At 66.8% G+C, this 12,670-nt stretch carries 10 protein-coding genes; 7 read left to right on the forward strand and 3 right to left on the reverse strand.

Annotation, left to right across the window (positions count from 1 at the left end; genetic code table 11):
* Nucleotides 1–172: 172 nt before the first annotated feature.
* Nucleotides 173–547, reverse strand: a complete 375-nt coding sequence (locus tag ACIA75_RS18675; RefSeq protein ID WP_397105499.1) for a DUF4345 domain-containing protein — start codon at nucleotides 545–547, stop codon at nucleotides 173–175.
* A 591-nt stretch (nucleotides 548–1,138) separates the two neighbouring features.
* Between ACIA75_RS18675 and ACIA75_RS18680 the strand changes: the two genes are divergently transcribed.
* From ACIA75_RS18680 to ACIA75_RS18710, 7 genes are all read left to right on the forward strand, one after another.
* The gene (locus tag ACIA75_RS18680; protein ID WP_397105501.1) at nucleotides 1,139–2,560 is read left to right on the forward strand and encodes a family 2B encapsulin nanocompartment shell protein; all 1,422 of its coding nucleotides are present in this window, start codon (nucleotides 1,139–1,141) and stop codon (nucleotides 2,558–2,560) included.
* 4 nt (nucleotides 2,561–2,564) lie between these two features.
* Complete coding sequence (locus ACIA75_RS18685) at nucleotides 2,565–4,901, forward strand: germacradienol/geosmin synthase (RefSeq protein WP_397105503.1); 2,337 nt, start codon at nucleotides 2,565–2,567, stop codon at nucleotides 4,899–4,901.
* Nucleotides 4,898–6,295: a family 2B encapsulin nanocompartment shell protein gene (locus ACIA75_RS18690; RefSeq protein WP_397105505.1), complete on the forward strand. Its 1,398-nt coding sequence runs from the start codon at nucleotides 4,898–4,900 to the stop codon at nucleotides 6,293–6,295. Before ACIA75_RS18685 ends, ACIA75_RS18690 begins: the two co-directional genes overlap by 4 nt.
* A gap of 34 nt (nucleotides 6,296–6,329) precedes the next feature.
* Nucleotides 6,330–7,385 (forward strand): family 2 encapsulin nanocompartment cargo protein polyprenyl transferase, encoded by a 1,056-nt coding sequence (locus tag ACIA75_RS18695; RefSeq protein ID WP_397105507.1) that lies wholly within the window; start codon nucleotides 6,330–6,332, stop codon nucleotides 7,383–7,385.
* 11 nt (nucleotides 7,386–7,396) lie between these two features.
* On the forward strand, nucleotides 7,397–7,981 hold the full coding sequence (gene idi / locus ACIA75_RS18700; RefSeq protein ID WP_397105509.1) for an isopentenyl-diphosphate Delta-isomerase: 585 nt from the start codon (nucleotides 7,397–7,399) through the stop codon (nucleotides 7,979–7,981).
* Nucleotides 7,982–8,275: 294 nt separating this feature from the next.
* Nucleotides 8,276–8,464 (forward strand): hypothetical protein, encoded by a 189-nt coding sequence (locus ACIA75_RS18705; RefSeq protein ID WP_397105511.1) that lies wholly within the window; start codon nucleotides 8,276–8,278, stop codon nucleotides 8,462–8,464.
* 165 nt (nucleotides 8,465–8,629) lie between these two features.
* Nucleotides 8,630–10,174: an alanine/glycine:cation symporter family protein gene (locus tag ACIA75_RS18710; RefSeq protein ID WP_397105513.1), complete on the forward strand. Its 1,545-nt coding sequence runs from the start codon at nucleotides 8,630–8,632 to the stop codon at nucleotides 10,172–10,174.
* Between the two features lie 86 nt (nucleotides 10,175–10,260).
* Here the strand turns inward: ACIA75_RS18710 and ACIA75_RS18715 are convergent, their stop codons facing one another.
* Nucleotides 10,261–11,859, reverse strand: coding sequence for a GMC family oxidoreductase (locus tag ACIA75_RS18715; RefSeq protein ID WP_397105515.1), 1,599 nt, complete (start codon nucleotides 11,857–11,859; stop codon nucleotides 10,261–10,263).
* A gap of 96 nt (nucleotides 11,860–11,955) precedes the next feature.
* Nucleotides 11,956–12,642 carry a hypothetical protein gene (locus ACIA75_RS18720; protein ID WP_397105517.1) on the reverse strand — a complete coding sequence of 229 codons (687 nt, stop codon included), beginning with the start codon at nucleotides 12,640–12,642 and terminating at the stop codon, nucleotides 11,956–11,958.
* Between the last annotated feature and the right edge of the window lie 28 nt (nucleotides 12,643–12,670).

Consider the following 12,670-nt stretch of genomic DNA (forward strand, 5'->3'; position numbering starts at 1 on the left):
TTTCGTGGTGAGGCGAACTCATCCTTCAGGTAAAAACCGAACCCGGCTCGCTTCGGCGACCGATTCGGCGCGGTCCGCACCACTTCCGGCGGGTGCAGCCCTGGCGTTCGCCGGACGCACGGGCCCGGCTGTCAGTCGGCGATCCACGGGGCGGTCGGCGCGACTCCCCGATTCAGTGGGCCGGACGGTCCAGTCTGCCGAGGACCTCCACCACGACCGGTGCCGCAAGTTCCACACCGAGGAGTAGATCGTGGAAGCGGTGTGGCCGGCCCACGGTGGCTCGGGTGACAAGCCGGCTTGCTCCGCCGAGGGCCATCAGCCCGGAAAGCAGCCTCATCCGCTGCAGGTTCGGGGTCGGGGAAGCCGCGGCCTCGACCCAGCCCAGACCGTAGGCAACGAAGGCGGAACCCATGAAGCGTACGTGCGAATCGACCGTCGCGTCTGTGTTCATCCCAGGCTCCGCACGCGTTCCGGCCACCAGCTGAACCGCCCCGATCGCGACACACGACCATCCGGCAACACGTCCCATAACTCCGAGCTTCGACATGCAGCCATTCTGGCATCAGACGTCAGGCAGGACGCCGGTATTTCCGCTCGGGCCCGTCTCACTCGTGAACCCGGCCGGAACCTCCGGAGGTAGCTGCGGTTGTCGATTGTTCATCGGTCGATGCCCTGTCGGCCTCGGTGCAGTCGAATCCCAGCCGTCGATCGGTGAACCGGTTGGCTGCAAATCCCTTCCTCCCAGATCTTTTCGGCACCACCAACGCCGGTCCGCGACCGGGAAACCGAGTCGGTGAACCGCGGTACGGGCCGGGGTGGGCATTTTGGAGCGCAGTATTCCAGCAAATCTCTGTGCGATCGATCCAGTCGCGATGTTAACAGCCGGCATCTGCGGTTGTACACCGCTGATCATCAAATCTCCTACAACACAAGGAAATTAGAGCGGACCTCTGGCGGGTCGGCGAAGACCGGGCTACCATCGCTGGTGCCACATTCAATAGCCGGGGGTTAGCTATTCGATCTCCGGCTTCGTCCCCGACTTCTGTCCGCTGACGTCATCTTCTGCAGGCACGTATCCCGCATCCGAACGCACGCAACTGCTTCTGCACGCACATACACAGCGAAACGGGAAGAAATCATGACCGAACTGGCTGAACCCATGTCTGGATCCACCGAGGCCGCGCCGCTGAGCCTGGGCACCGAGGCCGCGCGAAATCTCGCCACCACCACCAAATCCGTACCGCAGATGCAAGGTATTACCTCGCGGTGGCTGCTCCGGCTGCTGCCCTGGGTACAGGCCGACGGCGGTGTGTACCGGGTGAACCGGCGGGTCACCTACACCCTCGGGGACGGACTCATCACCTGCTTCACCACCGCCGGCCGGAACGAGATACTGGCGGCCGACCTGCGCGAACTGCACTATCTGCGGGAGTTCGCCGACGATTCCGTCCTGCAGGCGCTGGCAGATCGCTTCGTCGAACGGCAATTCCAGCCGGGCGATGTCATCGCCGAAGCCGGGCGCCCCGCACAGGAACTGGTGGTACTCGTACACGGCAAGGCCGACAAACTCGGTACGGGCCGCTACGGCGAGCCGGCGACCCTCGAGGTGATGACCGGCGGCCGGTTCTTCGGCGAGCGCATTCTCGGCGCGGATCCGGCGCCGTGGGACTTCACGGTGAAGGCCGCCACCGCCTGCACCGTCCTGGTGCTGACCGACCGCGCCCTGGCCGAGGTGGGCGATCGTATCGATTCGCTGCGTGAGCACGTGCAGGAGGCGCAACGGGCGGCGGAGCTCGAGGCCGGGCGGTCCACCGCCGACGGCGAGGCGTCGATCGACGTGGTGTCCGCGCACCAGGGGGAACCCACGCTGCCCGGTACGTTCGTCGACTACGAACTGTCGCCGCGCGAATACGAATTGAGTGTCGCGCAGACCGTCCTGCGGGTCCACAGCAGGGTCGCCGACCTCTACAACAAGCCGATGGACCAGATCGAGCAACAGTTGCGGTTGACCATCGAGGCCCTGCGCGAGCGGCAGGAAGACGAGATGATCAACAATCGCGAATTCGGGCTGCTGAATAATGCCGCACCGCGACAGCGGCTCAGCACCCGCTCCGGCCCGCCGACGCCCGACGATCTGGACGAACTTCTCGCTCTGGTGTGGAAGGAACCGGCCTTCTTCCTGGCCCACCCGAAAGCGATCGCGGCGTTCGGCGCCGAATGCAGCCGTCGGGGCGTATACCCGGCGGGCACCGATCTGAACGGCCATCAGGTGCCGTCCTGGCGTGGGGTTCCGATCCTGCCGTGCAACAAGATCGGGGTATCCGCCGAGCGCACCACCTCGATCATGCTGATGCGTACCGGCGAAGCGGCGCAGGGCGTTATCGGTCTGCGGCAGACGGGGATTCCCGATGAGTACGAGCCGGGCCTGAACGTCCGTTTCATGGGAGTCGACGACAAGGCGATCATCTCCTACCTGGTCAGCACCTACTATTCGGCGGCGGTACTGGTACCGGACGCGCTCGGCCTGCTCGACGACGTCCAGCTCGGCGCCGGAAGCTGATGTCGTGCAGCCCTTCGAACTGCCGGACTTCTACGTGGCGCATCCGGCACGGCTGAACCCACACGTGGAAGCGGCTCGCGCACATACCAAACACTGGGCCTTCGAGATGGGGATGCTCGGCGACTCGGTCGGCGGCGATGTGGTGTGGGACGAAGCGAGTTTCGACGGTATGGACTACGCGGGCCTGTGCGCCTACACCCATCCGGAGGCGCAGGCGTCGATGCTCGATACGGTGACCGATTGGTACACCTGGGTGTTCTACTTCGACGACCACTTCCTCGAAGCCTTCAAACGCACCGGCGATCTGGACGGTGCGCGCGAGTACCTCGACCGGCTGGCCACCTTCATGCCCGCCGAGGGGACGGATATGCCCGAGCCCACGAACCCCGACGAACGAGGGTTGGGCGACCTCTGGGCGCGAACGGTTCCCTCGATGTCGATCGGCTGGCGGGAGCGGTTCGCGCAGAGCACCCGGAACCTGCTGCTCGACTGTGTGTGGGAACTGCGCAATATCAACACCGCGCGGGTGCCGAATCCGATCGACTACATCGAGATGCGGCGCAAGGTCGGCGGTGCGCCGTGGTCCGCGGATCTGGTGGAGTACGCGCGCGGTACCGAGGTCCCCGAGGGGCTGGTGGGTACCCGCCCCATGCGGGTGCTGAAGGACACGTTCGCCGATGCGGTGCACCTGCGCAACGACATCTTCTCGTATCAGCGCGAGATCGAACACGAAGGTGAGGTCAACAACGGAGTCCTGGTGGTGGAGCGGTTCTTCGACTGCTCGCCCCAGCGGGCCGCCGATATCGTCAACGACCAGCTGACGTCCCGGATGCATCAGTTCGAGAACACCGTCCTGACCGAGTTGCCCCTGCTCTTCGACGAGCACGGGCTGGATCCCGCCCAGCGCGCGGCGGCCCTGTCGTATGCCCAGGGCCTGCAGGACTGGCAGTCCGGCGGGCACGAATGGCATATGCGCTCCAACCGCTATATGAACGGTTCGACCCGGTCGACCTCGCTACCGCCCGGACCCACCGGGGTGGGTACGGCGCTGTCCCGGTCCGGATTCTGGAAAGGGCTGGCCGGGCCGGGAGGCGCACGCAGTCACACCCAGCGGCCGCTGCGGTGTACCGGGCCGCTACCGCTGCCGGATTTCGACGTACCGTTCGATCTCAGCCTGAGCCCGCATCTCCCCGCAGCCCGCGCGGAAAGCATCGATTGGGCCGACCGGGTCGGGTTCCACGACCCGCTCCCCGAGCTGGGCGGCCGGCGACTGTGGACCCGCGCCGATACGGCCGGCTTCGATTTCGCCCTGTGCTCGGCGGGTCTCGATCCCGATGCGACCGCGGAGGCCTTGACGCTGTCGGCCGAATGGCTCACCTGGGGGACCTGGGGCGACGACTACTTCCCGGTCGTTTTCCATCCCGCCGGCACCGTGGGCGCGATGGCGGCCGCGAAAGCCTGCACCACCCGGCTGTCGCAATTCATGCCGCTCGATACGGAAGCGCCGCCCGCACCCGGCAACATGCTGGAGCGCGCCCTGGCCGACCTGTGGCCCCGCACTGTCGCCTCGATGGGGCCGGAAGCACGCCGGACCTTCCGGACCGCGGTGGAGTCGATGGTCGACAGCTGGCTGTGGGAGCTGGCCAACCATATTCAGCATCGGGTACCGGACCCGGTCGACTACCTCGAAATGCGCCGGCGGACCTTCGGCTCGGATCTCACCATCACCCTGTCCAAGATCGCGCACGGCGGTGCGGTGCCCGATGCGGTGTTCGAGACCAGCACCGTGCGCGGTATCGAACACGCTGCCCAGGATTACGGCTGCCTGATCAACGATCTGTTCTCCTACCAGAAGGAAATCGAATACGAGGGCGAACTCCACAACGCGGTCCTGGTCGTGGAGACCTTCTTCGCCTGCGGGCGGGAGCAGGCCGCCGCCGTGGTCGACGATCTCATGCGGGCCCGGATGCGGCAGTTCCAGCGACTCGTCGACGAAGAACTACCGGTGCTCTTCGAGCATCATCACCTCGATCCGGCGGCCCGCGCCGCACTGACCGGCTACATCGGTGAGCTGCGGGATTGGATTGCGGGGATCTTGCATTGGCATCGCGGTACCAGCCGCTACCGGCCGGAAGATCTGCGCTACCCGACCGGTCACCCGCCGAGCGGAAACGGCCGGGCGGCCACCCAGAGGGCCATCCCGGTGGACGCGGTGCGACCGTCCCGGCCCACCCGGGTATGGGGGCCCACGGGAATCGGCACCTCGGCGGCGCGCGTCCCCGCTGCCTTCCGGCGCACGGCGGCAGCCCAGCGCACCGAGACGGGAACGACTCACTCGTGACCACAGCCGACCACCTCCAGGAATCCGCCACCGCGCTCGGGACCGCGGCGGCTAGCACCCTGTCCACCACCACCAAATCCGTTCCGCAGATGCAGGGGATCACACCCCGGTGGCTGTTGCGGATGCTGCCGTGGACGGAGGTGGACAGTGGCACCTATCGGGTGAACCGGCGTCGCACCTACACCGTCGGCGACGGCCACCTCACCTGCACCCTCGCCGGTGGTGAATACCGGTTGATACCCGCGGAACTGCGGGAGATCGGCGCGCTCCGCGAGATAGACGACGACGAAGTACTACACCAGCTGGCGAATGGATTCCGGCAGCGTGAGTACCGGGCGGGCGACACGATATGCGAGTTCGGCCGCGATATCGATGCCGTCCATGTGATCGCGCACGGCCGGGTCACCACGAGCGTTCCCGGCGACTACGGCCGGCGGGCCCAGCTCGAGGTGATCGACGACGGCGGTCATCTCGGTGGCCGCATGCTCCTCGGCGGACAGCCGGGATGGGAATTCACGGCCACGACCGAAACCGATTGCACGGTACTGACATTGCCGCGCGAGCAGTTCCAATCGATTCGTGACGGCAATCCTCGCCTGGCCACCCACCTCGACAATGCGCGGGCCGCACTCGGTGCTGTGCGTGCCCGCGCCGACAAGTTCGGTCAGGCCGCGATCGGTCTCACCTCGGGGCAACGCGGCGAACCGGTGCTGCCGGGCACCTACGTCGACTACGAGCCGCGGCCCCGCGAATACGAGCTCAGCATCGCGCAGCTGCGGCTCCGGGTGCACACCCGCGTCGCCGACCTCTACAACAAGCCGATGAATCAGCTGGACCAGCAGCTACGGCTCTCTGTCGAAGCCCTGCGGGAACGACAGGAACGTGATCTGCTGACCCACCACGACTACGGGCTGCTGAACAATATCGATCCGACACAACGACTGTCCTCGGCAACGGGCAGCCCCACCCCGGAAGACCTCGACCGGCTGCTGGCCCGCCGCCGCAGAACCGCGTTCTTCCTCGCCCACCCCCGCGTGATCGCGCAATTCGGCCGGGAATGCACCGCTCGCGGTATCTACCCCGGCCATGCGGAAGTCGAGGGCCGGACGGTCCACGCGTGGCGCAATGTGCCGATGCTGCCCTCGGACAAGATCCCGATCTCATCCACCCGGACCAGCACCATCCTGGCCATGCGTATCGGTGAACGCGACGACGGCGTCATCGCCCTGCGCCAGTCGGGATTACCGGACGAATACCAGGACGGCATTTCCGTGCGTTTCGCCGGCATCGACGACCGGGCCGTGGCCTCCTACCTGATCAGCGCCAACCATGCCGCGGCGGTCCTGGTCCCCGATGCGCTCGGCGCACTCACCGGAGTGCGAGCGAGTCGCTGAAACCCATCCCTGCGAACCGATCAGGACACCGATCATGACACGGGAAATCGCTCAGGATCAGCACACACCGAACCCCTACCGTTCGCACACCGATGTGCTCGCGCAATGCCGCGAGGCCTGCGCCCCGGCGCTGCACGCGGCCGTGGACGCGATGCCCGCCGAGGTCCGCCGTATCGCGGGTTACCACTTCGGCTGGTGGGACCGGCACGGCCGGCCCGAACAACACGACGGCGGAAAGGCCCTGCGGCCCGCACTCGTCCTGTCCGCCACCAGGTTGACCGGCGGGGATATCACGGACGCACTGCGCGCCGCGGTCGCGGTCGAACTGGTCCACAACTTCTCTCTGCTGCACGACGATGTCATGGACCGCGACACCACCCGGCGGCACCGGCCGACCGCCTGGACGGTCTTCGGGATCGGACCCGCCATCCTCACCGGCGATGCCCTGGTCACCGAGGCATTCGCGCTGATCGCCGCAGCCCCGCACGCGGGCGCAGCCGAAGCATCCGCACTGTTGAGCCGCGCGGTGCTGCACCTCGTCGAGGGGCAGTGCGCGGACCTGAGTTTCGAACAACGCCGAGACGTCGGAACAGCCGAATGCCTGGCCATGACCGATCGGAAGACCGGAGCACTGTTCGGTTGCGCGACCGCACTGGGCGGACTGTTCGGCAACGCGGGACCCGGCGATATCCCGCGCCTCCGAGAGTTCGGCCGGCTCCTCGGCCGCGCTTTCCAGCACACGGACGATCTACTCGGGATCTGGGGAGATCCGCGTATCACCGGAAAACCGGTGTATTCGGACCTTCGCCGCCGCAAGAAATCCCTGCCGGTAGTGTTCGCGCTCTGTTCCGGAACCCCCGAGGCGGTGGCCCTCGCTGAGCTCTACCACCGCGAAAAGCCCCTGGACAGCCTCGAATTGACCACGGCGGCGCAGCTCGTCGAAGCCGCCGGCGGGCGAACGTGGAGCCGGAACGAGGCCGGACGACTCTATGAGCAGGCCACCGCCACACTGTCCGAAATCGGTGGCGACGCCGCCGCATATTCGGATCTGGATCTCCTGGCCGCCCTCGCCGCCGACCGGGACTGCTGAGGGGCCGGACGGTGACCGATATCCGAACCGGCCCACCGGCAAGCCGGGAAGCCTTGCCGGTCGAACTCGTCGACCGAGCGGGCCGGGCGATCGGCGTCTGCCCGGTCGCACAAGCGCACCGGTCTCCCGGCCTGCTCCATCGCGCGTTCTCGGTGCTGCTGTTCGATGCGTCCGGTCGAGTCCTGATCCAGCAACGAGCCGCGGTCAAAACGCGCTTCCCCCTGCGGTGGGCCAACACCTGTTGCGGCCATCCGGCTCCGGGGCAGCCGGTGATCGAGGCCGCGGATACCCGCCTGCACGAGGAACTCGGCCTCACTGCCGAACTCGTCGAGGCTGCGACCTTCACCTATCGGGCCGCCGACCGGCAGACCGGCCGCGTCGAATACGAGTTCGATCATGTCGTCATCGGAACCCACAGCGGCGCCGAACCCCGGCCCGACCCGGACGAAGTCGCGGCCTTCGCCTGGGCCGAGCCCGCACACCTGACCCGGATCGCACACGAACACCCCGAGCGGTACGCACCCTGGCTGGGCCGCGTCCTCGATATCGCGGTACTCGCCCATCTCGACATTCCGGGCCCCGGACAGCGGTACTGACCACCGCGATCTCGTGACCGGCGCCGATCACCGGCATCAGGGTGCCGGCGAGTTCCTGGGCGCCGAGCCGGGGCCGGGTTTGCCGGACGCGGCGAACAGCGGGCTCGTGTCCGAAGCGTTCACGGGTGACGGTGGGCCGGTGCGAGAACAATTGTGAACGTGTACGAGTGGGTCGCGAATAAATGGCTGAACAATACGGACTCGAGCGGGTTTCGGTTCCGTGCCTAATTATCGTGGTGTGATCGGATCGGTCCCGAATCCGGGCCGTATCCGAACACAACCGAGGATCACCGTATGAACTCCAGATTTGTTCGCCCGTTCGTCATTGCCGGACTCGTGCTGTCCGCGGGCGCATTCGGTGCCGGCAGTGCCGCGGCGGCCGCTCCCGCCGCTGCCCCGGCGGCCGCCGCTCCCGTCACGGGCTCGGTCGAGCTGTGCCTGAATATTCCACTGGGCCCGCTGGAGCTCGGGATCTGTCTGTAACCGGACGGACCGGGCGCTATGCGGCGGTGGCGAAGGTGCTGGTCACCGCCACCGGCCGGCCGGGCCGGTCGAGATCTCTTACACGGATGTCATCGAACGGTCATTCCTGACGTGGCCGGATATGCGACCATGCGGATCGACGCAGATTCGTAAGGAGTATCCGTTTTGGCAGAGTTCCTCGATACGGTCAATGGCTACGTATGGAGCGATGCACTGGTATATCTGTGCCTGGCGGCGGGCATATATTTCTCGGTGCGATCCCGGTTCCTGCAGTTGCGTCAGGTGCCGGAGATGATCCGATTGATGGTCAAGGGGGAGAAATCGTCGTCGGGGGTTTCGTCGTTCCAGGCGCTGGCCATATCGCTGTCCGGGCGGATCGGCACCGGGAACATCGCGGGCGTCGCGACCGCGATCGCGTTCGGCGGGCCGGGAGCCATGTTCTGGATGTGGGCGATGGCGTTCCTCGGGGCGTCGACGTCGTTCGTCGAGTGCACCCTCGGCCAGATCTACAAGACCCGCGATCGGATCACCGGCGAATACCGGGGTGGTCCTGCGTATTACCTGAGCAGGGCGATGGCGCATACCAAGGCCGCTCCGGCGTTCCGGGTCTACGGGTTCCTCTTCGCGGCGGTCACCGTGCTGTCCTGCGGTGTGCTGCTGCCCGGCGTGCAGTCCAACTCCATGGTGTCGGCGATGCAGCAGGCTTGGGGGATATCGGAATGGGTCGCGGCGGCAGTTACGGCGCTGGTGCTGGCGGTGGTCATCATCGGCGGTGTCAAGCGGATCGCAGCCTTCGCGTCCGTGGTTGTGCCGTTCATGGCCGTGGGCTACATTTTCGTCGCCCTGATCGTCGTCGTTGTCAACGCGGGCGAGATTCCCTCGGTTCTCGCCACGATTTTCGGGAGCGCTTTCGGCACGGACGCGGCGTTCGGCGCGATCATCGGCGCGGCGGTGATGTGGGGCGTCAAACGCGGTATCTACTCCAACGAGGCGGGCCAGGGCAACGGGCCCCATGCCGCGGCGGCCGCGGAGGTTTCCCACCCCGCGAAACAGGGTTTCGTCCAGGCCTTCGCGGTGTACTTCGACACCCTGTTCGTTTGTAGCGCAACGGGTTTCCTGATTCTGTCGACCGGTGCGTACCGGGTGTTCGAAGGGGAGAGCGCCGACGGGGCGACCCTCGCCGAGGGCGGTGCGCTGCCCTCCGACGTAGTCGTCGGCCCCAGTTTCGTCCAGGTCGGCTTCGATACGCTCTGGAGCGGTGCCGGTTCGACCTTTGTCGCCGTATCCCTGGCATTTTTCTGTCTGACCACGATCATCGCCTACTACTACATCGCGGAAACCAATCTGCGGTTCCTGCTGGACAAGTACGGCACCGCGACGATTCCGTTCCTCCGCCGGTCGGCCGGGTCGGCCGCCACAGTGGCGCTGCAAGCCCTCATCCTGATGGCGGTGGTGATCGGTGCGGTATCGACCGCGGAGGAAGCCTGGGCGCTGGGTGATATCGGGGTCGGCCTCATGGCTTGGCTCAATATCGTCGGGATTCTCATCCTGCAGCAGCCCGCATACAAGGCGTTGCGCGACTACGAGAAGCAGCAGCGAGCCGGAGTGGACCCGGTGTTCGACCCGAAGGCGCTGGGGATCGTCGGCGCCACCTTCTGGGAGAGCTACGAGCGGTCGGGGGATAAGGAACGGGCACCGACCAGGGCATAGGCGCCTACCGGTTCGCTCGCGGGAAGGTGCGTAGGCGGACGAACCAGCTCGCCGGATGGCGCTGAGCGGCCACGTGCCGGCCGAGTTCAGGCGTGTCCGAGGATGAAATCCGCTGCGCGCCAAGACAGCGCCGCGACAGGTCCGTTCGGGTTTCCCGAGACCATGATCGGGAGCACCGAGGCATCCACGACGCGCAGGCCGGTGACGCCGCGGACACGCAGGCGCGAATCGACCACCTCGTCATCCGGTCCCATGGCGGCGGTTCCGCCGGCGTGGTACGCGCAGGTGCCCGTGACCAGCCCGGCGTCGAGGATTTCCTGGTCGGTCCGCACCGCGGGACCGGGTGCGGTTTCGTGGTCGATGCGATTCGCGAGGGGAGCGGTGGAGAAGAGCCGGCGGATGGTGCGGAAGACCTGCGCGGAGGTTGTGCGGTCGTGCTCGGTGGCGAAATATCCCGGGTCGATATCGAGCGGTGCGTCCGGGTCCGGTGCGGTGATGCGCACGCTGCCCTCGCTGTCCGGGCGCAGCATGTAGGCGACGCACAGAATGCCCGGCTCCCGCTCGATCTCGATGCTCTTCCCGGGTTCGGGCGGGCGTATCGAATACGGCGCGATCAGCAGCTGTGCGTCGGGGCGGTCGAGCTCCGGGCGGGTTTTGAAGAAGCCGACGATATCGAAGGACGGGGCGGCCATCGTGCCACCTCCGGTCGCCTGGTATTCCGTCATCGCCTGCTGCTGCCCCTCCGGGGTACCGAGCAGACGGTTGTATCCGATGTCCTCGGTGAGCCGGAACTGACAGGTGAACCCGCGGTGCTCGTGCATCCGGGCGCCGACGTGCGGGCTGTCCACCACGACGTCGACTCCGGCGGCGGCCAGTGTCTCGGGATTGCCGATACCGGAGAGTTGCAGGATCTTCGGTGTGGCCAGTGCACCGGCGGAAAGGATCACCTCCCGGGTGGCGTGGTATTCGACGGGCTGTCCGTCGCGGCGGCCCTGGACGCCGACTGCCCGGCCGCTGTCGAGCACGATCCGGTCGACGGAGGTGCGTAGCGCGAGGGTCAGGTTGGGCCGGTCCAGCACGGGGTGCAGGAATGCGGTGGCCGCACTGTCGCGCCGGCCGTCGCGGATCGTCGCCATCGAATAGCCGATTCGTTCCTCGTCGGCTTCGTTGAGGTCCCGCACCCGCTGCCAGCCGAGTTCGGTACCGGCGGTGATCACATCTTCGAGTAGTGGGTCGGTGCTCGCGGTGGACGAGATGTGCAGGGGGCCGCCCGCACCACGCACTTCGGCGGCGCCGAACTGGTTGTCCTCGATCGCCTTGAAGACCGGGAGCATATCGTCCCAGCCCCACCCGGGGTTGCCGAGAGCGGCCAGCGCGTCGTAGTCGGCGCGATGCCCGCGGGTGTACACCATGCCGTTGACCGAGCTCGACCCGCCCAGAACTTTGCCCCGCACCCAGTATTCGACCTGCTGGGCCGGTCCGAACGGGCGGGTCGGATAGTGCCACGCCGTGGTGGGATCGCCCAGCAGCTCACCGAATCCGCGCGGTACTGCGATGAGTGGATCGGTGTCCTGCTCGCCCGCCTCGACCAGCAGTACGGTGACCCCGGAATCCGCCGAGAGACGGTTGGCGAGTACGCAACCCGCGGTCCCGGCGCCGACGATGATGTAGTCGAACTGTGCCACGGATCCCCCGATCCTGGGTGCTGTCGTCCAGAGACGGCCAGAAGTCTAATGTGCCCGTTCGACCGCGGACAGTGAAAATGCCGAGTTGCCTGCCGGTCACTTCTTGCGGCTGTCCCAAGACGTGTGGAACCAGCCGTCGAAAGAGCGCAGCAGGGCCAGCAGAGCCGCGCCCAGCCGCCAGTCGACCTCGGGTGCGCGCAGCTCCAGCCGGTCCCGGATCGGTCTGAAGTCCAGGAGCAGCCGGCCGCCGCCACGCCACTTGATGCGCCGAGGGGCGCGGGGGACATCGCTGTTCTCGAACAGCGCGGCGATGAGAACGAAGGGCATCAGCGGGAACAGCAGCCAGCAGACGAGCCACCAGAAGATCCGGCCCTTGTAGCCCACTGCTTCACCGACGCCGGGCTGGTGGACTGTCCAGCGGGTTCGGATACCTCTGCCTCGGAACGCTTTCTCGCGAACGAGAGTGCCGATGAGCTCACCGCGGGCGTCGAGTACGTGATAAGTCGCCACGCCGTGGGCTGCCGACTCGGTGACCACGGTGGCGACCCGGCTGCCCCGGAGTTCGTCGGCCCACAGGACGAACGACCGGGCGCCGGTATCGCGCGCCGCGAGGTAGGCGGGGATACCGCCGGGCGGGAGTTCGCGTTCCACATACGCCACAGCTCGGGGCGCTCCGGATCCGTCCCTGAGATCGACCACGTTCCTGACACACGGAGGGGCGCCCTCGCTCGCCAGGTCCGCGAGCATCACCGGCGGAATCCGGATGGCCAGATGGGTTGTCACCCTGTGTGCTCCTTCGTGCTGTTTCCGG

The sequence above is a fragment of the Nocardia sp. NPDC051750 genome, assembly GCF_044453135.1.
Classification (GTDB): Bacteria; Actinomycetota; Actinomycetes; order Mycobacteriales; family Mycobacteriaceae; genus Nocardia.

Bases quoted from the DNA above. Each gene is read 5' to 3' on its own strand.
- ACIA75_RS18675 (WP_397105499.1), bottom strand. From the start codon at position 547: ATGTCGAAGCTCGGAGTTATGGGACGTGTTGCCGGATGGTCGTGTGTC.
- ACIA75_RS18680 (WP_397105501.1), top strand. From the start codon at position 1,139: ATGACCGAACTGGCTGAACCCATGTCTGGATCCACCGAGGCCGCGCCG.
- ACIA75_RS18695 (WP_397105507.1), top strand. From the start codon at position 6,330: ATGACACGGGAAATCGCTCAGGATCAGCACACACCGAACCCCTACCGT.
- ACIA75_RS18705 (WP_397105511.1), top strand. From the start codon at position 8,276: ATGAACTCCAGATTTGTTCGCCCGTTCGTCATTGCCGGACTCGTGCTG.